The 23,752-nt window shown below is 37.9% G+C and carries 21 protein-coding genes and 1 riboswitch; of the genes, 17 read left to right on the top strand and 4 right to left on the bottom strand.

Features of this window, described 5'->3' with window-relative positions; all coding sequences use genetic code 11:
- Positions 1-7: 7 nt before the first annotated feature.
- Positions 8-823 (bottom strand): pyridoxal phosphatase, encoded by an 816-nt coding sequence (locus tag M992_RS13210; protein WP_047255713.1) that lies wholly within the window; start codon positions 821-823, stop codon positions 8-10.
- A 405-nt stretch (positions 824-1,228) separates the two neighbouring features.
- Between M992_RS13210 and M992_RS13205 the strand changes: the two genes are divergently transcribed.
- Both M992_RS13205 and pgl read left to right on the top strand, forming a co-directional pair.
- Complete coding sequence (locus M992_RS13205; RefSeq protein ID WP_053909019.1) at positions 1,229-1,594, top strand: hypothetical protein; 366 nt, start codon at positions 1,229-1,231, stop codon at positions 1,592-1,594.
- A gap of 147 nt (positions 1,595-1,741) precedes the next feature.
- On the top strand, positions 1,742-2,725 hold the full coding sequence (pgl, locus tag M992_RS13200) for a 6-phosphogluconolactonase (protein ID WP_053909018.1): 984 nt from the start codon (positions 1,742-1,744) through the stop codon (positions 2,723-2,725).
- Positions 2,726-2,844: 119 nt separating this feature from the next.
- On the opposite strand, the gene bioA is transcribed toward pgl, so the two are convergent.
- Positions 2,845-4,161 (bottom strand): adenosylmethionine--8-amino-7-oxononanoate transaminase, encoded by a 1,317-nt coding sequence (bioA, locus tag M992_RS13195; RefSeq protein WP_390892503.1) that lies wholly within the window; start codon positions 4,159-4,161, stop codon positions 2,845-2,847.
- 83 nt (positions 4,162-4,244) lie between these two features.
- On the opposite strand from bioA, the gene bioB reads away from it, so the two are divergent.
- The 5 genes from bioB (at position 4,245) to uvrB (ending at position 10,761) form a co-directional block, all read left to right on the top strand.
- Positions 4,245-5,282: a biotin synthase BioB gene (gene bioB / locus M992_RS13190; RefSeq protein WP_047255710.1), complete on the top strand. Its 1,038-nt coding sequence runs from the start codon at positions 4,245-4,247 to the stop codon at positions 5,280-5,282.
- Positions 5,282-6,547, top strand: a complete 1,266-nt coding sequence (gene bioF / locus M992_RS13185; RefSeq protein ID WP_072165967.1) for an 8-amino-7-oxononanoate synthase — start codon at positions 5,282-5,284, stop codon at positions 6,545-6,547. The genes bioB and bioF overlap by 1 nt, the downstream gene beginning before the upstream one ends.
- On the top strand, positions 6,519-7,400 hold the full coding sequence (gene bioC, locus M992_RS13180; RefSeq protein ID WP_174721776.1) for a malonyl-ACP O-methyltransferase BioC: 882 nt from the start codon (positions 6,519-6,521) through the stop codon (positions 7,398-7,400). The genes bioF and bioC overlap by 29 nt, the downstream gene beginning before the upstream one ends.
- Positions 7,393-8,073: a dethiobiotin synthase gene (bioD, locus tag M992_RS13175; RefSeq protein ID WP_053909017.1), complete on the top strand. Its 681-nt coding sequence runs from the start codon at positions 7,393-7,395 to the stop codon at positions 8,071-8,073. The genes bioC and bioD overlap by 8 nt, the downstream gene beginning before the upstream one ends.
- Before the next feature lie 669 nt (positions 8,074-8,742).
- Entirely contained in the window at positions 8,743-10,761 is a 2,019-nt protein-coding gene (uvrB, locus tag M992_RS13170; RefSeq protein ID WP_053909016.1) for an excinuclease ABC subunit UvrB, read from the top strand.
- Between the two features lie 142 nt (positions 10,762-10,903).
- Here the strand turns inward: uvrB and yvcK are convergent, their stop codons facing one another.
- Entirely contained in the window at positions 10,904-11,830 is a 927-nt protein-coding gene (gene yvcK / locus M992_RS13165) for a uridine diphosphate-N-acetylglucosamine-binding protein YvcK (protein WP_053909015.1), read from the bottom strand.
- A 427-nt stretch (positions 11,831-12,257) separates the two neighbouring features.
- Positions 12,258-12,396: riboswitch (molybdenum cofactor riboswitch) on the top strand.
- On the opposite strand from yvcK, the gene moaA reads away from it, so the two are divergent.
- The 10 genes from moaA (at position 12,387) to M992_RS13115 (ending at position 22,464) form a co-directional block, all read left to right on the top strand.
- Positions 12,387-13,367 (top strand): GTP 3',8-cyclase MoaA, encoded by a 981-nt coding sequence (gene moaA / locus M992_RS13160; RefSeq protein WP_053909014.1) that lies wholly within the window; start codon positions 12,387-12,389, stop codon positions 13,365-13,367. It overlaps the preceding riboswitch by 10 nt.
- Before the next feature lie 109 nt (positions 13,368-13,476).
- A complete protein-coding gene (gene moaC / locus M992_RS13155) occupies positions 13,477-13,956 on the top strand; it encodes a cyclic pyranopterin monophosphate synthase MoaC (protein ID WP_047255705.1) in 480 nt (159 codons plus the stop codon).
- Positions 13,953-14,198 (top strand): molybdopterin synthase sulfur carrier subunit, encoded by a 246-nt coding sequence (moaD, locus tag M992_RS13150; protein WP_053909013.1) that lies wholly within the window; start codon positions 13,953-13,955, stop codon positions 14,196-14,198. The genes moaC and moaD overlap by 4 nt, the downstream gene beginning before the upstream one ends.
- A gap of 5 nt (positions 14,199-14,203) precedes the next feature.
- Positions 14,204-14,683 (top strand): molybdopterin synthase catalytic subunit MoaE, encoded by a 480-nt coding sequence (gene moaE, locus M992_RS13145; RefSeq protein WP_053909012.1) that lies wholly within the window; start codon positions 14,204-14,206, stop codon positions 14,681-14,683.
- Between the two features lie 804 nt (positions 14,684-15,487).
- Positions 15,488-16,057, top strand: a complete 570-nt coding sequence (locus tag M992_RS13140) for a fimbrial protein (RefSeq protein ID WP_053909011.1) — start codon at positions 15,488-15,490, stop codon at positions 16,055-16,057.
- 54 nt (positions 16,058-16,111) lie between these two features.
- A complete protein-coding gene (locus M992_RS13135; protein WP_053909010.1) occupies positions 16,112-16,834 on the top strand; it encodes a fimbrial biogenesis chaperone in 723 nt (240 codons plus the stop codon).
- Positions 16,835-16,861: 27 nt separating this feature from the next.
- Positions 16,862-19,399: a fimbria/pilus outer membrane usher protein gene (locus M992_RS13130; protein ID WP_082335443.1), complete on the top strand. Its 2,538-nt coding sequence runs from the start codon at positions 16,862-16,864 to the stop codon at positions 19,397-19,399.
- A gap of 9 nt (positions 19,400-19,408) precedes the next feature.
- Positions 19,409-20,725, top strand: a complete 1,317-nt coding sequence (locus M992_RS13125; RefSeq protein ID WP_053909009.1) for a fimbrial protein — start codon at positions 19,409-19,411, stop codon at positions 20,723-20,725.
- Positions 20,725-21,474, top strand: a complete 750-nt coding sequence (locus tag M992_RS13120; RefSeq protein WP_053909008.1) for a fimbrial biogenesis chaperone — start codon at positions 20,725-20,727, stop codon at positions 21,472-21,474. The genes M992_RS13125 and M992_RS13120 overlap by 1 nt, the downstream gene beginning before the upstream one ends.
- 276 nt (positions 21,475-21,750) lie before the next feature.
- Positions 21,751-22,464, top strand: a complete 714-nt coding sequence (locus tag M992_RS13115) for a Bax inhibitor-1/YccA family protein (RefSeq protein ID WP_047255702.1) — start codon at positions 21,751-21,753, stop codon at positions 22,462-22,464.
- 169 nt (positions 22,465-22,633) lie between these two features.
- Here M992_RS13115 and M992_RS13110 read toward each other — a convergent pair whose 3' ends face one another.
- Positions 22,634-23,740 carry an ABC transporter permease gene (locus M992_RS13110; protein ID WP_053909007.1) on the bottom strand — a complete coding sequence of 369 codons (1,107 nt, stop codon included), beginning with the start codon at positions 23,738-23,740 and terminating at the stop codon, positions 22,634-22,636.
- Between the last annotated feature and the right edge of the window lie 12 nt (positions 23,741-23,752).

Genomic DNA, 23,752 nt, shown 5'->3' with positions numbered 1-23,752 from the left:
AAAACGGTTACAGCACGTATTTACGGATCACTTCGGCAATCCCTGGCTGGGTGTTATCACGAGTAACTAACGCAGCTTGTTGCTTTATTTCATCGACCGCATTACCCATTGCCACCCCTAAACCGGCGGTGGTTAGCATGCTGAGATCGTTAAAGTTATCACCGAACGCAAGTACGTCTTGCATCGATAATCCTTGCGATTCAACCCAACGCTTTAAGCGTTTGCCTTTACTGTTGCCGCTTTGTGCAATATCGACCTGATCTTCCCATGACCATTCACATTCTAGCCCTAAATCTTTTTCAATCGATTGGGTAAATTCATGCAACTCATTACGATCTGGCGTAGTTAATGCAAATTTCCAAATAGATTTATAATCGTGCATGGCTTGATTGAAATCATCAACTTGCAACAGGTTAGGGCGCAGATCAACCGGCAAAGTATTCGACCATTGCAGGGTTCTGGCGATGGTTTCTTGATTGTCATATAACATAGCGTCATCGACATACATTAAGCGATGAATATTGGTATCGGCAAGGCGTTGTATGATTTGGCTTGCAGCATCGGTCGTTAATGGATCAGATTCAATAACTTTTTTGCCTAAGTAATCATATAAATAGGTACCGTTACAGCAAATAGCTGGTGTATCCAATTCTAGCGCTTGATAAAAAGGACGAATAGCAACATGGTGGCGTCCGGTAACAATCAGGACTTTAACGCCTTGTTGGCGAGCTTGTTGCAGGACTTCAAGTGACTCGGGTAAAATTCTTTTTTGGTTATCAAGCAATGTTCCATCTAGATCGAGCGCAATAACGCGGTATGACATAAAATCGGCCTCATTAGTAATAATTATATTTTTAACGATGATATACCTATCGTATCTCAAGTTAGAAAGATGCTGATTAGTATCATGATTTAAAAACGAGATTATTAAACCGTAGATCGAATATTCAATATGGCAACGGCAATAATCTTGATGATTACTCGACTGATTAAAGCTTCATCTTCTTGAACGTTAAGGTATAAATTTTTCGAATAAATAAAACAAGTTGCCCAGAAAGCAAACATTTTGATTATAGTGTCATCATCATAACTGATAATAAACATCGACTGAACCGTTTTAGTGCTTATTGTTGATAAACAAATAGTTTTATTGTTTAGTGATAATCCCCGCATTTTTATCATAAATTCGTTATGATTAGTCTATTGATCCCTAGTGGAAAGTACGGTTATGTCAGTCACTTTATTTTGTCAGGGCCGATTGCAAACTGAACAGAATTCAATAATAGCGGCCAGTTTACAGGCGGCTATCCAGCGTGCCCAACAGCGGAAAACATATGTTTCTATTTGGTCTTTTATTCCAAGTTTAGAAACCCAGCCTATTGATATTAATCAATTTATTGGAGGTGAATATACGATGGTTGAAAATAGTCAATCTTTGTCTTCTTCTCTAATTAATAAAAATGAGGTGGTTATTTCCCCGGCCGCTGATCAAGCCATTGATCAGATAAACATCTGGCTGTCATCAACACCAAAATCATTGGTTTTATTGTTATTTCCGTTGATTGATGAAGCGACAAGAATTTGCCAGCAATGAGCTGCTCACTCAGATATTATAATAGCGGAGCAGCCTCAGAATAGATTATTGCGTTTACAGATTGATTATCGAGCCACTAAAGTGTGTGTCATTTGATAAACTGATTTGTAGATGTAACTCGATGAATAGATAAATGAAGGAGTCAGGATGAAGCAGATAGTTTATGTTGCTAGCCCGGAAAGCCAACAGATCCACGTTTGGTCATTGAATTGTGCAGGTGAATTATCACTGCTTCAAACGTTGGATGTTCCGGGGCAGCCTCAGCCAATGTTGGCGAGCGAGGATGGAAAATATCTTTATGTCGGTGTGCGTCCAAATTTCCGGGTGCTTACTTATCTAATTGAGCCGCAAGGTACGCTGAATTTAGTGGCGCAAACTTCGATACCAGGTACGCCGGTCCATCTTTCTTTAGATAATAGCGGCCGTTTTATGTTTGTTCCTTCTTATCATCAGCATAACCTCGCCGTATTACCGATTCAACAAGGCATACCGGGCGCGCCAATCCAAGTAATTGAAGGGCTAAAAAATCCACATTCTTCCCATGTAGATAGTGATAATCAACAATTGTGGGTGCCATGTTTAGGCGAAGATCATATTCGTTTATTTGATCTCAATGCTGAAGGGCGATTGAAAGAAGCCTCAGCAGACAGGATTACTACCAAAGCAGGTGCTGGTCCACGTCATTTAGCTTTCCATCCGAGTAAAAAAGTTATTTATTGTATTAATGAGCTCGATGCAACGTTGAATGTTTATCATCAATTTACGCGCTATCGTGAAATGCAAAATATCAATGTCTATCCGGCAGGATTTAATAGCACTCCATGGGCTGCAGATGTTCATATTACCCCGAATGGTCGTCATTTATATGCTTGTGAGCGCTCGGACAGTATTATGAGTCATTTTTTAGTTTCTGACGATGGGATGCATTTGACTTTAGCCGGTGTTTATCCAACCGAAACTCAACCGAGAGGGTTTAATTTGGATACGAAAGGGCGTTTCTTGATTTCTTGTGGGCAGAAATCAAACCATGTTTCTGTGGCGCGAATTGATCAGATTACGGGCGAACTGACTGAACTTGGCCGTTATCCGGTAGGAAAAGGTCCAATGTGGGTGACTGTCGTTAACAAATAGCCTCGATTTTTTCCTCGTGATTTGTGTATTACTCGTAAATCACGAGGAAATTAGTGAAATTTTACGGCTAACTTATCGTGTTTAATCACCGATTAATCTCAGGCATATTTAGATTGAGCTTAATATGCGTTCGTAAGACTATTCTGTTCGACTATTTTACTTATTGCGGCGGTAAGTTTACGTAATTGTTCCGGCTGAATAATATACGGCGGCATTAAATAAATAAGCTTGCCAAATGGTCGGATCCACACGCCCTCGGCAACAAATTGTTGCTGTAACTGTGCGGTATTAACCGCTGATTGCATTTCAACCACGCCGATAGCCCCCAAAACCCGCACATCTTTAACCGTTGAAAGTGATTTCAATGGTATTAATTCATCATACAATTGCTGTTCAATACGCTGAACACGAGTTTGCCAGTCACTATTTAGTAGTAAGTGTAAGCTTGCGTGTGCGACTGCACAGGCGAGAGGATTGGCCATAAATGTTGGACCATGCATAAAGCAACCGGCGGCGCCATTACTGATAGTTTCAGCGACGTGGCGAGTAGTCAATGTGGCTGATAACGTAAGATATCCTCCGGTTAACGCTTTGCCTAGACACATAATATCAGGCGCGATTTCTGCATGATCACAAGCAAAAAGTTTGCCCGTTCGGCCAAATCCCGTCGCTATCTCATCGGCAATAAGCAAAATTCCATATTGGTCACAAAGCTTACGTACGCCACGCAAATAATTGGCATGATAAATTCGCATGCCTCCGGCGCCTTGAACGATAGGTTCGAGGATGATCGCAGCAATATGCTGATGATTTTGTTCTAATTGCCCACGTAATGGCGCGAGGTCGTTATCATCCCACGGTGCGTCAAAGCGGCAGTGTGGGGCGGCTACAAAAATATGTGGCGGAAGATAACCTTTATACAGCCCATGCATCGAGTTATCGGGGTCACAGACTGACATCGCACCAAAGGTATCTCCATGATATCCATGGCGAATAGTCAAAATAGTTTGGCGTTTTTCACCCTGTGCCTGCCAATATTGCAGCGCCATTTTTAAGGCGACTTCTACCGCAACTGAACCTGAATCCGCCAAAAAAACGCATTCAAGCGCTGCGGGAGTGATAGCCACTAATTGACGACATAAATTAACCGCCGGAGGATGTGTAATGCCACCAAACATTACATGTGACATTTTGTCTAATTGTGATTTAGCCGCAGCATTCAGGACGGGATGATTATAACCATGGATTGCTGACCACCATGAGGACATACCGTCAATTAATTTTCTACCGTCATCGAGCTGTAGCTCGACACCTTCAGCCGCCACAATAGGATAAGCCGGAATAGGATGGCTCATTGAAGTATATGGATGCCAGATATGTCGGGCATCAAATTCAAGATCATTAGCGCTCAATTCAGATTGATTAATCATATTCATGTAAACTTTTATTGGTTATTTTGGTTGACATGATAATCGCATTATTTAAACTGGCAACACTTTTTTCTACTGGAGATAGAAGCGTGAGTGAATTAAAAAAGTGGACAGTGCAGCAAGCTAGTGAATTGTTTAATATGCCTTTTTTTGAGTTATTATTTCAGGCTCAGCAAGTTCATCGGCAGCATTTTGACCCACAGCAGATACAAGTTAGCACGCTATTATCGATAAAAACGGGGGCTTGCCCCGAAGATTGCAAATATTGTGCTCAAAGTGCGCGTTATAAAACCGGATTAGAAACCGAGCGCCTGATGGAAGTTGAGCAAGTTATTGAATCTGCGAAGAAAGCACGAGCCGCGGGTTCGACTCGTTTCTGTATGGGGGCGGCTTGGCGTAATCCACATGACCGAGATATGCCGTATTTAGAAATGATGGTACGTGAGGTTAAATCACTCGGCCTAGAAACCTGCATGACGTTAGGGATGATTAATACCCAGCAAGCCGACCGATTAGCACAAGCGGGATTAGATTATTACAACCATAATTTAGATACCTCGCCAGAATATTACGGCAATATTATTACCACGCGCAGCTATCAAGACAGGCTTAATACTCTTGAGAATGTACGGGAAGCCGGGATCAAAGTTTGCTCGGGGGGGATTTTAGGTTTAGGGGAAAAAATTAGCGATCGGGCGGCCTTATTAGTCCAATTGGCAAATTTACCCAAACCACCAGAAAGCGTGCCTATCAATATGTTAATGAAAGTTAAAGGTACGCCAATGGCCGATAATGAAGAAGTCGATCCATTTGATTTTATTCGTACTATTGCAATAGCTCGAATTATGATGCCAACATCTTATGTTCGTTTGTCTGCGGGTCGTGAATATATGAACGAGCAAACACAAGCTCTGTGCTTTATGGCTGGGGCAAACTCAGTCTTTTATGGCTGTAAGCTACTAACTACACCTAATCCAGATGAAAATACTGATATTCAATTGTTCCGTAAATTGAATATTAATCCAGAGAAAATCCAGACTCCACTGGGCGATAATCAACAAGCAGCACAATTAGCCGAAGCAATTCTGACTAAGGATAATGCGCAATTTTATAATGCGGCCGTATGATGAATTGGAATAGATTTATTCATGAGCAATTGGCTAAGCGGCGAGAAAATGCCGCATGGCGTCAACGCAGAGTCATCGACTGTTCCACAGGACGATTTATTCAGCTGAATGGCCAGTCGTATTTGAATTTTTCTGGAAATGATTATTTAGGATTAAGCCAGCACCCCGAGGTCATTGCTGCGTGGAAAAGTGGGGCGGATCAATATGGCGTTGGTAGTGGTGGATCGGGTCATGTAACTGGATATACCCATGCACATCATCAATTGGAACAGAGTTTAGCCGAATGGCTGGGGTATCCTAAGGCGCTGTTATTTATTTCTGGTTTTGCCGCAAATCAAGCGGTGATCTCTGCATTAATGGTTAAAAATGATACGATTTTAGCCGACAAATTCAGCCATGCCTCTATTATTGAAGCTTCGATGCTGTCAAATGCGAATTTACGTCGTTTTAAACATAATAATCTAGCGTCACTCGAGCAACTCCTCAATAAACCAACAATAGGAAAAACGCTGGTGGTAACTGAGGGAGTATTTAGTATGGATGGCGACGAAGCGCCTTTATCGACTATACAGAGTTTGACGCGGCAGCATGCGGCCTGGTTAATGGTTGACGATGCGCACGGTATTGGCGTGAAAGGATATCAAGGGCGCGGAAGCTGTGACGCCAACGGTATCAAACCGGAAATATTAATTGTTACTTTCGGTAAGGCATTTGGTATGAGTGGTGCGGCTGTTCTGTGTGATAACGACAGTGCCGACTATTTTATCCAGTGCGCACGCCATTTAATTTACAGCACCTCTATGCCGCCTGCTCAAGCGATCGCCTTACAAGAGACGGTTCGACAAATTCAACAAGCCGATGAGCAACGAGAACGACTAAATACCAATATTCAGTTATTTCGCCAACGTTTTGCTGAATTGATGGGCAGCAATAATGCTTCATTATCCGCTGAGCAAATGTTGACTCTCGGGCCATCTTTAACCGCTATCCAGCCGGTCATTGTCGGGTCTAATCAACGCAGTTTACAGTTAGCTTGCTATTTAGCTGAACAGAATATCTGGGCACAAGCTATTCGCCCTCCGACTGTTCCCTCTGGGAGTGCACGGTTACGGATTACGCTCAGTGCCTCGCATTGTCTGGATGATATAGAAAAGTTAGTGGAAGCCATTGGTAACTATAGTATTGGCAACTGTGGTATTGAGAACTATGGTATCAAGAGTTATGGTATCAAGAACTATGGTATTGATAACTATGGCGTTAAGTGAACAAAAGCATAAAATTGCTCAGGCGTTTGGTCGTGCGGCAGCGCACTATGACAATGTGGCAGAGTTTCAGCAACAAACTGGATATTTACTGTATCAATTATTGGTTCAATTAATTCGGCAATTTCCTACAACCGACCCGATGAATTCATCGCTGTTTTCAGCCATTGCTAGTAAAGCCAGTAAATTATCATTGCAGAACACCGTCTCTACACGGCCATTGTGTGGTAAAAAAATATTAGATGCGGGATGTGGTACTGGATATTTTAGCGATGTATTTCAACAACAAGGGGCAGAAGTTACCGCATTAGACTTATCCTCTGGCATGTTAGAGGTTGCCCGTAAAAAAGGCAGCGCTCAACATTTTATCTGCGCGGATATGGAAGCGATACCGATAGCCGATAAAAGTTTTGACGTAACTTTTAGTAATTTAGCTATTCAATGGTGTGACCCTCTCGATATTGCATTGAGTGAATTGTATCGGGTGACTAAACCGGGGGGATGGGTCATTTTTACCACCTTAGCCGAGGGATCATTAGTTGAATTATCCCAAGCTTGGCAGCAGGTCGACAATAAAACTCACGTTAACCATTTCTTAGCGCTTTCCTCAATAAAGTCGACGTGTTCTAGTTGGCGTAACAATTTGTTATTACAGCCTATTACACCAACTTATACCACTCTTAATGGCTTATTACGTTCTTTAAAAGGTATTGGTGCGACACATTTAACTCAAGGCCGGCAGTCTGGTTTGATGACTCGTCAGCAATTAAATCAACTAGAACAAGTTTATCCTACAGTTAATGACCGTTACCCGCTGACTTATCAAACAGTTTTTGGAGTGTTATATCGTGACTAAAATATATTTTATTACCGGGACCGATACCGAGGTGGGTAAAACAGTGGTCAGTTGTGCTTTATTACAAGCGGCCGCGGCTGAAGGTTACCAGACCGCAGGTTATAAACCGGTTGCCTCAGGGAGTGAGCAAACCGAGCGCGGACTGCGCAATGGTGACGCATTATTACTTCAAAAAAACAGTACATTAAGGCTAAATTACGCTGAAGTTAATCCCGTCGTTTTTGAGCAACCAACATCGCCACACATTATTAGTCAACAATTAAACCAACCGATACAGTTTTCAGTGATGTCTCGGGGATTGGTTCATTTGCAGCAAAAAGCACAATGGTTACTGGTTGAGGGCGCAGGAGGTTGGTATACACCTTTAAGCGCAGAACAAACATTTGCCGATTGGGCGATTGAATGGAACTTTCCTATCATTTTAACTGTTGGGATTAAATTAGGCTGTATTAATCACGCATTACTAACTGTACAAGCCATAAAACAGGCCAATTTAACCTTGGCTGGATGGGTGGCGAATGAAATCGAGCCAGCAGGAACCTATCAAGCCGAATATTTAGCTACGTTAGAACGTATGATCCCAGCACCGTGCTTGGGAATTATTCCGCATTTAACAGAAGGCGATATCGCGTCTGTCGGTCAATATTTGCAATTAAACAAATTGGCGGTGTAGTTTATTATCGATTCATATATTTTTAGCCGGCATTTAGTGCGCATTATTCTTGGTACGATAATAGTAAAATAAGTTGATAAAATACTGAAAATTTGTCGTACCGAGATAATGCTCTTATCTTTATTACTTATTAATTAAGTCAATAGATCATTATAAAAAACTAAAAAATGCTATTTTTAAATGCAATTGCGCGTAAAAATAAGCCAAAGAAAATAGATCAATAATCGCGTTATTATTCAAGTCTACCTGACCACTAATCATATAAGTTGCATATAAAAAAAGGGTTTAGCAAGTTATCCACTATTTCTGTGGATAACCCTGTTAATTAAATTCTAAAAAAGAGCTTAACCCAAGGCGTCATGCGGCTTTAGCGTAAGTTGTTGCTATTCTCGGCTTTTATTGAATAATTATTAAATACAAAGGGTTACTTAAAATCAAGGTTTATTTTTTTTAGGGGACATTTGAGATATCTAGCAACAGTATAAAATATAAAAATAATTACGGGTCAAGTTAAATTTTGGGGATAACATCATTTTTTCTCGATACTTTTTCGCTCGATGCTGTATTAAGTCACAGGATAAAAATAACAGAGATGTTTTTTTACGTTATACTTGGCGCTGTAATTATATCCAGCATCATGAATGTCGTTATCGGTAAGAGGTCGTCTCAATGAGTAAAGTATTTAAATTACATTCTGATTTTCAGCCTGCTGGGGATCAGCCAGAGGCAATACGCCGTTTATCCGAAGGATTGGAAGATGGTTTAGCCCATCAAACATTGCTCGGAGTGACGGGTTCAGGGAAGACCTTTACGATAGCTAACGTTATCGCCAAAGAAAATCGTCCAACGATGATTATGGCGCACAATAAAACCTTAGCCGCACAGTTATACAGTGAAATGAAAGAATTCTTTCCCGACAATGCGGTTGAATATTTCGTTTCATATTACGATTATTACCAACCTGAAGCGTATGTTCCTAGCTCCGATACCTTTATTGAAAAAGACGCCTCAGTGAATGAACATATTGAACAGATGCGGCTTTCTGCAACTAAAGCCTTATTAGAGCGACGTGATGTGATAGTTGTAGCATCGGTCTCAGCGATTTATGGTTTGGGAGATCCGGACAGTTATCTCAAAATGATGCTGCATTTGAGCGTAGGGATGATAATCGACCAGCGTTCCATTTTGCGCCGTCTGGCCGATTTGCAATACAGCCGTAATGATCAAGCCTTCCAGCGCGGAACATTCCGGGTACGGGGCGAAGTGATTGATATTTTTCCGGCAGAATCCGATGAGCATGCTTTGCGGGTTGAGTTATTCGATGAAGAGGTTGAACGACTCTCGATATTTGATCCTTTAACCGGCCAAATTCAGCATACTGTACCGCGTTATACCGTGTACCCAAAAACCCACTATGTGACGCCGCGTGAACGTATTCTTGATGCAATGGAAAAGATTAAAGTTGAGCTAGCAGATCGGCGTAAGATTTTGTTGGCTAATGATAAATTAATCGAAGAACAGCGTGTCTCACAGCGAACTCAATTTGATTTAGAAATGATGAATGAACTGGGTTATTGCTCCGGTATTGAAAACTATTCACGCTATTTATCGGGCCGAGGTCCGGGCGAGCCACCGCCAACATTATTTGATTATTTACCGGCTGATGGCTTATTAGTAATTGATGAATCTCACGCGACTATTCCCCAAATTGGCGCTATGTATCGCGGTGATAGATCACGTAAAGAGACTCTCGTTGAGTATGGCTTTCGTTTACCCTCCGCATTGGATAATCGACCATTACGATTTGAAGAATTTGAGGCATTAGCTCCGCAGACGATTTATGTTTCTGCGACACCGGGTAAATACGAGTTAGAGAAATCTGAAAACGATATTATTGAACAAGTTGTACGTCCAACTGGGCTTCTAGATCCGGTAATTGAAGTACGCCCAGTCGCGACTCAAATTGATGATTTATTGTCTGAAATTCGTTTGCGAGTTGAAAAAAATGAGCGTGTATTGGTTACTACATTAACTAAGCGGATGTCAGAAGATTTGACTGAATATTTGGAAGAACATGGCGAAAAAGTTCGCTACTTGCACTCTGATATTGATACGGTCGAACGTGTGGAAATTATTCGTGATTTACGTTTAGGTGAGTTTGATGTGTTGGTTGGGATTAACTTACTGCGAGAAGGGCTTGATATGCCCGAAGTTTCGCTGGTGGCTATTCTTGACGCCGATAAAGAAGGTTTTCTACGTTCTGAACGTTCATTGATCCAGACTATTGGTCGTGCGGCACGAAATTTAAACGGCAAAGCAATTCTTTATGGCGATAGGATAACGGCATCAATGGAGAAAGCTATTCGTGAAACTGAACGCCGCCGTGAAAAACAAATAGCTTTCAATCAACAACATGGGATTGTGCCTCAAGGATTAAACAAGAAAATCGGCGATATATTACAAATAGGTCACAAAGTGGGTAAACCGAAAGGTAAATCTGCATCTTCGGCTAAATCCAGTCAGATCAATGAGGATTACCGTAATCTTTCGGCGAAAGAGTTAGAAGTGAAAATTCAGCAATTAGAAGCTAAAATGTATCAATCAGCGCAAGACTTAGAATTTGAGCAGGCGGCTGAATTGCGTGATGAAATATTAACGTTAAGAGCGTTATTTATTGCTAATTCATAATATACCATCCGTTTATATTAATGGCAGAATTAACCGCGGCGTTTTTTTAATGGAACCCCCGCGGCTAATTCAATTGTGTTATTGGATGTTGATATTAGAAATATAGTGGATATAAAAAATATTAGGTACAAGAAACCAAGGTTTATAATATAGCAGCGGCAATCAGTTTTTGTACGCTATTTTCAATGGCTAAATGAAGTAATTCGCGGTCATGTCGATAGGGGATATCTTCAGCTTCCAATACCATTTGAGTGACAATACGTTGTTGATTGACCGCGTCGATATCGGTTCTTGGGTCGACAATTATTGCTTCTATTTTTTTGCGACCAATTTTATGTTCCATCATCGACAGCTTTTCATTTAAGGTCAAATTTGCTGCCGATGGACTCAATTCTTTACCTAAATTACCGATATAAATCAGCGGTGCACGGCATTCATTAAGCGCTACAGATAATTCATCGATAAGCAGCAGAGGCATTAAACTGGTAAAAAAACTGCCGGGGCCAATCAATATAAGATCGGCCTGATGAATAGCCTCAATCGCTTCCGCAGTGGCTTTTACTCGTGGGTATAACTGTAATTCCTGTGGTATTGCGTTGAGCTGATCCACATTCACTTCGCCATATATTTCATTACCCATATTATCGATAGCCATTAAATCTACCGGTTGTTCTGACATGGGAATTAAATATGCATCAACTTTTAATAAATTACGAATTAAATTAATGGCTTCTAGTGGCCTAATACTGAGATGGTCTAAGGATTTTAGCATTAAATTGCCTAAATTATGCCCAGATAGCTCACCGTTACCGCTAAAGCGATATTCAAACATTGCTGATGCAACTGATGGCTCTGTAATTAATTGATTAAGACAGTTACGCATATCTCCCCATGCAATTCCGCCTTCTGAGCGACGGATCCTGCCTGTAGAGCCGCCATTATCGGTAGTGGTAACGATACCGGTTAATCGTGGACCCAGCGCTGAAAGTGAGGACATAACACGCCCAAGACCATGGCCGCCACCTAATGCGACAACATGATTGAGGGCAGCAAGACCGTTATTTGACATAATTTTCCTATTAACATCATATTATTTACAGGCAATATTTGAACGCTTATTTTGTGATGATAAGTTATTTTTTATGGTTATCTTCAATTATTTAGTGACCGTAAATATTGTTCTCTCGTAATTTGCGCGCTAATTTAGCATGAAACCAAACTTTTGGATCAGTGACCATATCAAAATAGTTAAAATCTATTGTTTTATTATGTTTAATTTTTTATCATTATTTCGTAAGTCGTTGTATATTAAATTATATATCGAATTTCTAATTGGATTTTTAAGCTTGTTTGCGCTACAGTCATCACCAATGTATGTGTTCAATTTTTGAAACTAACCAGTTTTAATGCGTTATTGGGCGTATCAATCCGCACTAATTTACATTATCAATTAGTTATTAATTAATAACGCAGTAATCTGACTAGCTATAAATTAAATGCAATAAAAACTCCTAGCCTGTGTGTCTAAGTTTGTGATTACAAATATGATGCTCTGGCCGTGACCGATGAGTCACCAGGGTGCATGATAGAAATGTCGGCATCTCCCGTATTTGGAAAGGTGTAATATGCAACAACTTGTAGATCCTTTTGCCCGAAAATTTTATTATTTAAGACTATCTATTACTGATGTGTGCAACTTTCGTTGTACTTATTGCCTGCCTAATGGATATAAACCTCGTGGTCGTCATGAATTTTTAACTCGCGATGAAATTCGGCGGGTTGGCCAAGCTTTTGCCGAGTTAGGGACTGAAAAAGTACGTATTACTGGCGGAGAGCCAACAATGCGTAAAGACTTCACTGACATCATCGCGACTATCAACGAAAATAAATCGATTAAAAAAATTGCTGTAACCACCAATGGCTATAGAATGGAGCGTGATGTTGCAGCATGGAAAGATGCAGGGCTCGACGCCATTAATGTCAGTATTGATAGCTTAGATCCGCGTCAATTTGCTGCAATTACAGGACAAGATAAATTTTTCCAAGTGATGAGCGGTATCGATGCTGCATTTGATGCTGGTTTTAAAAAAATAAAAGTCAATGCCGTGTTAATGAAAAACGTCAATGATATCGCCTTAACATCCTTCCTAAACTGGATAAAACATCGTCCAATCCAATTACGTTTTATTGAATTAATGGAAACGGGAGAGGGCAGCGAAATATTTAATCGTTTCCATATTCCCGGTGCAACTATTCGTAGTCGATTAATTGAAATGGGTTGGTATCAATTACCAAAAGCTAGAAGCGATGGTCCTGCTCAAGTTTTCTCACACCCTGATTATCAAGGCGAAATCGGCTTAATCATGCCTTATGAAAAAGACTTTTGCCAAAGTTGTAATCGTTTGAGAGTCTCAGCAGTTGGTAATTTACATCTGTGTTTATTTGGCGAAAATGGTATCCCTTTGCGTGATCTGCTGGCCGATGATAGCTGTAATGAAGAATTAAAATCACGCATCCAACGCGGATTAACATCGAAACGAGAAACCCACTTTCTGCATCAGGGTAACAGTGGAATTACGCCAAATCTTTCGGTTATCGGCGGCTAGCTCGCTATTTATCATTTTTTGAGTGATTGTATTATTGTCGGTTTATTGATGAGAAGCCTCTTTATGAGCCGCCTCGCTGCCACTCATACATATTCCCAGGAAGCTATATATGTCTAAATTAACTCATATTAATGCGGCAGGTGAAGCCCATATGGTGGATGTATCTGCAAAAGCTGAAACTGTTAGAGAAGCAAAAGCAGAAGCTTTTGTCACCATGAACCAAGAAACATTAGCCATGATTGTTAACGGTAGTCATCATAAAGGTGATGTATTTGCCACCGCACGAATTGCGGGTATACAAGCCGCGAAAAGTACTTGGCAATTAATTCCATTATGCCACCCATTATTATTAACTAAAGTTGAAGTTATTCTAGACGCTCAAGTTGAGCATAATCGTGTACGCATAGAATCTTGCTGTCGTTTAACCGGAAAAACCGGCGTAGAAATGGAAGCGCTAACGGCGGCATCGGTTGCCGCATTAACGATTTATGATATGTGCAAAGCGGTTCAAAAAGATATAGTTATTGGGCCGATAAGATTATTAGAAAAAACGGGTGGTAAATCAGGTCATTTTAAGGTGGATGCATGATAACAGTTTTATTTTTTGCGCAGGTTAGAGAACTAGTCGGTATAGATAAACTGGAACTTAGTGACGAATATTCGGATGTCAATGCATTGCGTCAACAATTAATCGCCCAAGGCCCTCGTTGGGCATTAGCATTAGAAGATGGCAAGCTGCTTACTGCGGTGAATCAATCATTTGTCGCAGGGGATTATCCACTGAAAGCTGGTGATGAAGTGGCATTTTTCCCACCGGTAACGGGAGGATAATCATCATGGAAAATACTCATATTAGTGTACAAATGGACAATTTTAGTCTGGCTGAACAATATGAATGGTTATCTCGTTGTGACAGCGATGGCGCAGTTGTGACCTTTACCGGTAAAGTACGAAACCATAATTTAGGTGATGAAGTCAGCTTATTAACGCTAGAACACTATCCAGGAATGACAGAAAAAGCTTTAAATAACATCGTGGAGGAAGCGAGAAAACGCTGGCCATTACAGCGTGTGAGTGTTATCCACCGTGTAGGAACATTAGCTCCGGGTGATGAAATTGTTTTTGTTGGGGTCACTAGTTCCCACCGTTCTGCCGCTTTTGAGGCCGCTGAATTTATTATGGATTTTTTGAAAACTAAAGCGCCATTTTGGAAAAAAGAGAAACTTCCGACTAATGAACGTTGGATTGAAGCCAAAGATTCAGACAAACAATCGGCAGAACGTTGGAAAAGCCATTATTTGAACTACTTGAGTTAAAGAATGTAAATTAAAATTTATCATTGAAGGTTCGATGTCATTCATTATAACTCTATATTTTCAATACTTATTTATAGCTAATCATATAGGTGATTAGCAAAAAAAATAGGCTCACCGTAGATTGTAGTTAATATAAACTACGGTGAGCTTTTTAGTTTAATTGTTTTAAAGATATTCTTTTAAAGATAAGTTGTCGATATATAATGTTATTAGTGAATTATTCTAAAGTAAAATTCTATTTTATTGAAAAAACTATAGTTCTATCTTTTTAGATAAGAATTACGACCTATAAGAATTTTTCATTAAAATTAAAAAATATGAAAAAAAATTATAATTTAAACAAAATGAGTAAATAAATTTATCAATTATGTATACATAAGCTAAATTTTTTAGCTAAATATTAATAACTATTATGTTCTATTTTATTTAACATAAATAATACAATTACTCAATTTGGTTGTATTGTTTAATGATGACTAAATAATACCCCCTGAATTAATAAAATTATTGCTTATTATTCATACAGCTCACTTAGTTCAAAAATTGAGTGAATTTATATTAAATACAATAAACTACATATAGATGATCATTTTTTGACTTGATATGTGATAAGTTAATTTTCACATTAAATAATTAATAAAATTAATCTATTGTGATGTGTTATTAGATTCTTTAGTTCTTAAATAATTAATTAACACTTTGCAATTCTTAAGGTAAATTTACAATAATTACAATTGTTGAATATATAAGGATCTAAGTTATTATATTTACAGAGTATAGACAATTACTAATACTGGTGAATATATGAATAAAAATATTATTGCATTATCCTTGATTCTTATTTCAGGGTCTGCGCTCGCTGTTCCTAATGTTTCTGATAATACAGTTCGTTTTAAAGGCGAAGTTTCTAATCAAACTTGTTCTTTAGATATTAATGGGAATAAACAAAGCCCTGTTGTGTTACTTCCAACAGTTTCTATTAATGAATTTAAAACGGCAGATGCAGTAACCAAAGGTAAAACTGCGGGTGAGACTGAATTTACTATTAATGTTTCTGGTTGTTCTGCAACTACAGGCAGTAATGGTATGGAAAGTTCTTTAAAAATTGGTTTCTTAGGTAACCTTGTCACCGCAGGAAATAATTTAGGTAATACTGGTACAGCTAAAGATATATCAATTCAATTAGTTGATAATAATAGCTCTAGTTTTGTGTTTACCGCAGGTGATCTCATTGCTTCTCAGACTAGTATCAGTATTGCAGAAGATGGCAGTGTAACACCAACAACATATAAAGCACGCTATTATGCAGAAGAGACTACTGCAACAGCGGGTTCAGTTATTGCTAGTGCACAGTACGCGATTACCTATAAATAATTAGATTAATATGGACATCATTTTTATATGGTGTCCATATTATTGGAGCCATTAATGCGACTATTAACTATCAAAAAATCATTTTTATTCGTATTGTTTAGCTTACTGGTATGGACGAATTCTTTTGCTAGTGTAACTATGCTAGGTAATAGAATTATTTACCCATCATCTAGTCAAGATAAAACACTAATATTTTCGAATAATGATAAAACACCAGCATTAGTGCAAATTTGGACTGATATTAATAATCCATCATCATCACCAGACAATGCTGATGGTCCATTTGCTGCTATACCATCTATATTCAATATCGATGCTAATAGTAAGCAGATTGTTAAGATAGTCTATACTGGTCACGAATCATTACCAAAAGATCGTGAGAGTATATTTTATTTTAATTATCTCAGTATTCCTTCGGTAATGAAATCAGAAGCAGAACAAAATAAATTAATGTTAGTTGTTACTAATCGTCTGAAAATTTTTTATAGACCTAATGGCTTATCCGGGAGTTCTGACAATACAATTAATGATTTAATAATAAAAAGAAACGAAAAATTATTAACAATTAAAAACCCAACACCCTATTATGCCAGTATGACAACTGCGATAATAACTAAGGCTAATAAGAAATCAACAGTAGAAATTGATATGATAGCTCCTTTTTCAGAGAGAGCATGGCCTATATCAACTGAATATCAATCAGGTGAGATACATATCCAGCTTGGATTGATTAATGATTATGGCGTGGAAAAATTTAGAACTATTAATATCTTATAAAAATAACCATCATAAAAATTAAATAATATGAAATATACGAGATCTATAACATTATCTAATCGCTTTATTTCGATCATATTGTGGTGTTTTTTAGGGATAAATAACCAATCTTTTGGTGGAGAAGATAATGATTATTATTTCGATCCATCATTAATAAAAGGTAACAGTTTAAGTAACTCTGAACTTCAGCAGTTTGATTATAAACAAAAAATACCACCTGGTGATTATAAGGTGGAGTTATATGTAAATAATACTTTTATAACACAAGTAACCATTATATTTAAATATAATTTATTAGATAAAATACAACCCTGCTTACAACCCAATCAAATTTATTTATTAGGTTTTAAAAAATCACCTATAAATATTAAAAATGAAAATAAATGTTATTTTTTAAGCGATATTGATAGTGATATTATTTCATCTTTTAATTACTCACAATTAAAATTGAATCTTACTATTCCACAGGCAAAGCTAAAAAGTAAAAATACCACTATTATTCAAGCTGAAAGTCTTGATAGTGGCGAGACAATGTTATTTGCTAATTATAATATTAATCAATATCACGTGAATTATAGTGATAATATAAAAGATATAAACTCTACTTATTTAGATGTTAAAGGGGGTTTTAATTTAGGTTTATGGAATTATCGGCAAGATAGTCATTATAGTTACTCAAATTCTAGTGGCGGCCAATGGAAGACGACACGTCGTTATATTCAACGTGCAATTTATAATATTAGTAGTCAATTATTAATCGGTGAGGGGTTTACCTCGGGCCAACTATTACCAGGTATGGGGTTTAAAGGTATACAATTAAGCTCAGATGATAGAATGCTACCGAATAATATACGTGGATATGCACCTTTAATCCAAGGTATTGCAAATAGTAATGCTGAAGTAAAAGTATGGCAAGGCAGTAATATTATATATACAACAACAGTTCCTGCTGGTCCATTTACAATAGATGATCTCTACTCAACTAATTATGCAGGGGATTTACGAGTAGAAGTTATAGAATCTAATGGTACGAAAAGTAGTTTTATTGTTCCGTTTTCTGCTGTACCTGAATCAGTACGTCCAGGATATACTAAGTATGCAGTTACTGCCGGTAAAACACGTTTTATTGGGGATAATAATTTATTTAGTGAATTTGTTATTCAACATGGGTTAACAAATTCGATTACTTTAAATATTGCTAATCAATTAGCTAAAGGTTATCAAGCAGTAACTATGGGAGGCGTCTATACAGCCTATTTTGGCGCATTAAGCTTCAATACTACATTTTCTCATGCTGAGTTACCTAAAAACTCTGAAGAAACAGGTTGGAAGTTTCATGCTTCTTATAGTAAAACATTTCAACCGACAGATACTTCAGTCACATTATCTAGTTATCATTATTCAACTAGTGGATTTCGTTCGTTGAGTGATACCTTAAATGCAAGGTACTTATCTGATAATAATGTAAGCAATTGGCAAGATAAAATTCTAAGACAAAGATCTAGATTTGATATCGTTCTTAATCAAAATTTAAAAGATTATGGTAATGTAGGACTTTCTGCGTCACGTGAAAATTACCATAATTCAAATGGAACAAATGATCAGCTCCAATTTACATGGAGTAAAATTTTATCTAATGGTATTTCTAGTAGCGTATCAATTGCTAAAATGAGTAATTCTTTAGCCAGTAGTTGGTATTATGATGGGCAGAATGCTGATAAAGGAAAAAGCCAGCTTTATATTTCCCTCGGGTTAAGTATTCCATTAGGAAATAATTATAATTCCCCGAATCTTTCTTTTTCGACGTTGCATTATGATGGTGAAAATAATTATCAAACCAGTTTGTCGGGTCTAATAGGCTCAGATAATCAACCTATTAGTTATGGTTTAAGTTATTCATCTGAAAATCAGATTAGTCAAGGTACATTATCTGGTTCATTCCAAACGCAATTACCTTATACCAATATAAGAGCTACGACGTCTAAAAATAAAGATTATTGGCAAGTATCTGGCGGTATTCAAGGTGGAGTTGTTGCGCATAGAGGTGGTATTACTTTAGGACCTTATTTAGGAGATACGTTTGCTCTAATTGATGCTCCTGACGCTAAAGGGGCTAGAGTAGCAAATAGAAATGATGTTGTAGTTGATAGGTTTGGTTACGCAATAGTTCCATCATTAGTCCCTTATCAATATAATACACTATTATTAGGGACGGAAAATGTTGATAGTAGAGTTGAGATTAATACTCCTGATAAACGAGTAGCACCTTATTCTGGCGCTATGGTTCGTGTCAAATATAAAACAAGTTATGGTAGACCGGTATTAGTTACATTATTAAGAAAAGATAAAGATTCTATTCCTATGGGAAGCCAAGCATTTGATGAAGATAATAAAATTATTGGTATGGTAGGCCAAGGAAATCAGTTTTATTTTCGGGCAAATAAAGAAAAAGGAACGCTAAATATTTTTTGGGGTGAATCATTAAATCAACAATGTACGATTGACTATGAATTACCAAAAGATAACGATCAGCCATTAATTCAATTGATGCAAGTTTGTAATTAGGATTTAGCTATGAAAACAAAAAAAATTTATATTATCATGCTTATATGTGGCCTATTTACTAGCTTGAGTAGCTATGCTAGATGCACTCGTGTTACATCAATTAATGCTGGAGCGGATGGTAGAGGTGCAAGTTCTGGATTAGGTAATATAAATATTACAAGTAATTATTTACAGCCTGTAGGATCGCCGTTAGGTTCATCAATTGTTAGTTTTTCTAATTCCTATTCTTATCCGAACCCTGAGGCTGTATTGTACGAGTGTGATATTACAGATAAGGATAGTATTTATGAGGTTTTTGCTACTAATGGTGATGATCGCGTTGGCGGATATTGGGATATAGGTGCAGCTGATGGTTATCCTAATTATTTTGCTACCTATTTTCCATATGTGGCAATAAAACTAACTCACTTAAATTCAGGTAAGGATTTTATTCGTAATTGGCAAGAGTATCCGATACAAAGTTATAACACGGTAGGCAATAAAATACAGATCCGGGTTAAAGATTTTAGTCAGATACGTGCGGATGCTATTAAAGTTAGCTCATTACCCGGCGCTAAATTTTCTTATTGTGGCAGTAATACAATGGCACCAACTACAGGTAAATCGTCCTACACTTGTACGCAACCCAATGGCTATGTCCACTTTAAAGGCCCAGGTATTTCTGGTGAAACTGCGGGTACTGACTCTAATGACCACTATGGAACTTGGGGAACAGGGCGCTGGATGGTTATCGGTATGGGAACACCACCCATTGCATCGTTATCGCATACTGCAACCTGTGTCGTTAGAAACCATACGCCTTTAGTTATATTGCCGACAATATCTGTAACTGAATTAAATGCTGGTAAGGTTAGTAGCAGTACTTTTGATATAAATATCGAATGTGACAATACAATGCAGTCAGGAATTCAAACTGATAATACATCATTAGGATTACAGACGACAGTTGAAGCTTTTCAAAAAGCTCAACAATTAAATTTAGTTAATTCTCAAGGTGGAGTAAGTTATTTATTGTCTGATGGCTATGGTGTTAATCCATCTATAGCAACAGGTGTAGGAATTGAGTTAAGTAATACATCAACTGGAGCAGTGATGCCTTTTGTTGGCTGGAGTGGATGTTCAACAAATACACCATGTTCAGCGGCTACATCATCTGCCTCAGGATGGTTTCCTGTTCTTGCGGGCTCATCTTCAGTCGGTAGTTCTGCTTCTGGTTATACTAATTATCTTATCCAATTAACTGCAAGCTTAAAGAAATTACCCACAGAAAAAGTTGTTTCTGGAGCAGTTGATGCAAAAGCCTATATTATAATTAAGGTTCAATAATGATAAATAAACATAATTTTATTTATTGGTTATTTATTATTTTAGGGATAATGATAATATCACCTGCTTATTCTGGGATTATTGCATCAAATAATCGAGTTATATTTAATGAAGGTGATTTTAAAAAAAATCTAATTCTTGGTAATACCAATGAGTATTCTATTTTTGCTCAAACATGGATTGATAATGGTGAAGGAAGTGGAGAGTTTAAGCAAAAAGCCTATCCCTTTGTATCAGTTCCTGCTGTTTTTGTATTGAATCAAGGTGAGATGACTAATCTTAATATTATTTATAACAATAAAGAATTACCTAGCGATAGAGAATCAGTATTTTGGTTAAATCTTTATGAAATCCCCGCGGTAAAAAATTCAAGTAATAAGGAACAGACTAAAGTGCTTGTTGCTATGAATACTCAAATGAAAATTTTTTATCGGCCTAAAAGTCTAAAAGAAATAAATAAGAACATGGATGATATTTATTTCTCATTATCTAATAGTGGTAATGAAACTAAACTTATTTGTCATAATCCAACGCCATTTTATATATCCTTTTCAGGAATAACACTAAAAATAAAAAATATAAGTGTAAATGTTCTACCTGAAAGTGACATGATGACTTCTCCTTTATCTTCAAGGGAATATAAGCTGCCTCATCAAATTTCTGATCTAGATAATATCAATGTAGAAGCAAATATTATCGATGATCATGGCCAATCTCAGCCATTTGTTTATAAGATTAAAAAGAATTAATTATTTTCTATTTAAACTAGCTAATGATTTTTGCATCGATATAGTTTACTTATTTATATAATAGACATTGCTTACATGGATAACATATTGGATAGATAGTTTTACTCCAGAGCTGGCAGAAAGACCTAATGATTTTTGCATGAGTTAACTTATGTATCTACTGGCTAGCAGTTTGTTGCATGGCAATGTCATACAGTTGTGATAAACTTTGAATGAATTTGTAGTGTGGCTGAATGTTCAGCTATTAATTTTCACATATGATGAAGGGTAACCATCATGGATCGATTTAATCAACGTAGTGGTAATGATTCTCTCGTCCAGCGCGCAAATGCAGGCATTCAGGCTTATATGGCTCAGGTCTATGGCTGGATGACTGTCGGTCTATTACTGACCGCATTTGTTGCCTGGTATTCAATTAGCAGTGGTTTATATTACACTATTGCAACTAATAACATCTTGTTTTTTGGCTTAATTATTGCTGAATTCGGCCTAGTGCTTGGATTATCCTTTTTACTGCCTAAATTAAATGGAATGGCAGCAACCGGGATGTTTATGCTCTATTCGGTGCTGACAGGATTAACTATATCGGTAATTATCGCCGCATATACTCCCGTGTCTGTTGCCAGCACCTTCTTTATTACAGCCGCGATGTTTGGTGCGTTGAGCGTTTATGGTTATACCACTAAGCGCAGTTTAACGGGTATGGGCAATTTCCTGTTCATGGCACTGATTGGTTTAGTTATCGCTTCACTGGTCAATATTTGGCTGCAAAGCCCGGCAATGTACTGGATAGTGACTTACGCAGGAGTACTGATTTTTGCTGGACTCACCGCGTATGATACTCAAAAGCTGAAAGAAATGGGTGCTCAAATTGACGAAAACGATAAAGAAATGATGCGTAAATCGTCAATTTTAGGTGCATTAACGCTGTATTTGGACTTTATCAACCTGTTCTTGATGCTGCTACGCATCTTTGGTGATCGTCGTTAATATTGGCGTTACAGTCAAAGTATTACAGCAAAGGCATTATAGTGAATGCCTTATGGTGAACGAAGGATAGAATAATTCATCGTTTTACTGAATAAACGCTAGAATAAATATTAAAACCCTCAGTTTCCAGAGTCACTCTGGGTTCTGAGGGTTTTTTATTGCTATGATTCTAGGCGATTTTCTTTCTAAACAAATAATAAGCAAAGCTACTAGTGATAACGCAAATCACCAATAAAGGCCATAGGCTGGGCCAAATCACAGTAAAGCCAGCATCTTTTAGATAGATCTGTTTGGTTATCTCGGTAAAGTGCCTTATAGGATTAACCCACGTAATATTTTGTAGCCAAACGGGCATGTTCTCGACCGGGGAAATATACCCTGAAAGCAGTACAGCTGGCATCATAAAGACAAAAACGCCGATAAATGCTTGCTGCTGTGTAGAGCAGAGCGCGGAAATTAATAGCCCAAATCCTACCAAAGATAATCCATAAATTAAGATAGTTGCATAAAATAGCAATAGCGAGCCTGAGAAAGGGATTTGATAGCAAAAAATCCCAATAATCAACACGATGCTAGCTTGTCCTGTCGCGACAATTAATGCTGGGATAGCCTTACCGACAAAAATCTGCCAGGTGGTTAATGGAGAGACTAATAATTGTTCTAGCGTTCCTTGTTCACGCTCACGCGCGATAGATAATGAGGTGACAATTAACACACCGATAGTGGTGATTAAAGCCACTAATGACGGCACAATAAACCATTTATAATCTAAATTTGGATTATACCAATTACGGACTACTAACTGACTGTTATTAGGGAGCGTTTTACCTACTAGACGTGATTGCTGATAGTCCATCACGATTTGGTTGATATAATTAGCGGCGATTTGAGCACTGTTAGAATTACGTCCATCCAGCAATAACATTATTGACGCGGTGTTGTTACTGGCTAGATTAGCGCTGAAATTTTGCGGGAAGCGAACTACCAGTAATGCCGCCCGTTCATCGATAGTTTGTTTTATTTCATTTTCACTTTTTAATAATAAAACCTGAGAAAAAGCTTCCGCTTTAGCTAAACGTTGCGTGAGCTCAATTGATGCTGGGCCATTATCTTGATCAAAAATAGCAATGGTGGCATTTGTGACTTCTAAGGTTGCCGCTAACGGGAATAACACCATTTGGAAAATGACCGGCAAGATTAAAATAGCTCGCGTTTGCGGCTCTTGTAACAGAGATTGTAATTCTTTGATGATCAAAGTATACAGTCGATGAAACATGATGGCTCCTCA

The sequence above is a fragment of the Moellerella wisconsensis ATCC 35017 genome, assembly GCF_001294465.1.
GTDB classification, from domain to species: Bacteria; Pseudomonadota; Gammaproteobacteria; order Enterobacterales; family Enterobacteriaceae; genus Moellerella; species Moellerella wisconsensis.
Note: the sequence above shows the minus strand (reverse complement) of the source record. Positions and strands in the feature narration are given on the sequence as shown.

Excerpts from the sequence above, each read along its gene's own strand:
- moaA (WP_053909014.1), top strand. The coding sequence starts at position 12,387 with ATGCAACAACTTGTAGATCCTTTTGCCCGAAAATTTTATTATTTAAGA.
- bioA (WP_390892503.1), bottom strand. The coding sequence starts at position 4,161 with ATGAATATGATTAATCAATCTGAATTGAGCGCTAATGATCTTGAATTT.
- M992_RS13205 (WP_053909019.1), top strand. The coding sequence starts at position 1,229 with ATGTCAGTCACTTTATTTTGTCAGGGCCGATTGCAAACTGAACAGAAT.
- uvrB (WP_053909016.1), top strand. The coding sequence starts at position 8,743 with ATGAGTAAAGTATTTAAATTACATTCTGATTTTCAGCCTGCTGGGGAT.
- bioC (WP_174721776.1), top strand. The coding sequence starts at position 6,519 with ATGGTATTGATAACTATGGCGTTAAGTGAACAAAAGCATAAAATTGCT.
- yvcK (WP_053909015.1), bottom strand. The coding sequence starts at position 11,830 with ATGTCAAATAACGGTCTTGCTGCCCTCAATCATGTTGTCGCATTAGGT.
- M992_RS13110 (WP_053909007.1), bottom strand. The coding sequence starts at position 23,740 with ATGTTTCATCGACTGTATACTTTGATCATCAAAGAATTACAATCTCTG.
- M992_RS13135 (WP_053909010.1), top strand. The coding sequence starts at position 16,112 with ATGCGACTATTAACTATCAAAAAATCATTTTTATTCGTATTGTTTAGC.
- M992_RS13140 (WP_053909011.1), top strand. The coding sequence starts at position 15,488 with ATGAATAAAAATATTATTGCATTATCCTTGATTCTTATTTCAGGGTCT.
- moaD (WP_053909013.1), top strand. The coding sequence starts at position 13,953 with ATGATAACAGTTTTATTTTTTGCGCAGGTTAGAGAACTAGTCGGTATA.
- M992_RS13120 (WP_053909008.1), top strand. The coding sequence starts at position 20,725 with ATGATAAATAAACATAATTTTATTTATTGGTTATTTATTATTTTAGGG.
- moaE (WP_053909012.1), top strand. The coding sequence starts at position 14,204 with ATGGAAAATACTCATATTAGTGTACAAATGGACAATTTTAGTCTGGCT.
- M992_RS13130 (WP_082335443.1), top strand. The coding sequence starts at position 16,862 with ATGAAATATACGAGATCTATAACATTATCTAATCGCTTTATTTCGATC.
- M992_RS13210 (WP_047255713.1), bottom strand. The coding sequence starts at position 823 with ATGTCATACCGCGTTATTGCGCTCGATCTAGATGGAACATTGCTTGAT.
- bioF (WP_072165967.1), top strand. The coding sequence starts at position 5,282 with ATGAATTGGAATAGATTTATTCATGAGCAATTGGCTAAGCGGCGAGAA.
- pgl (WP_053909018.1), top strand. The coding sequence starts at position 1,742 with ATGAAGCAGATAGTTTATGTTGCTAGCCCGGAAAGCCAACAGATCCAC.
- moaC (WP_047255705.1), top strand. The coding sequence starts at position 13,477 with ATGTCTAAATTAACTCATATTAATGCGGCAGGTGAAGCCCATATGGTG.
- M992_RS13115 (WP_047255702.1), top strand. The coding sequence starts at position 21,751 with ATGGATCGATTTAATCAACGTAGTGGTAATGATTCTCTCGTCCAGCGC.
- M992_RS13125 (WP_053909009.1), top strand. The coding sequence starts at position 19,409 with ATGAAAACAAAAAAAATTTATATTATCATGCTTATATGTGGCCTATTT.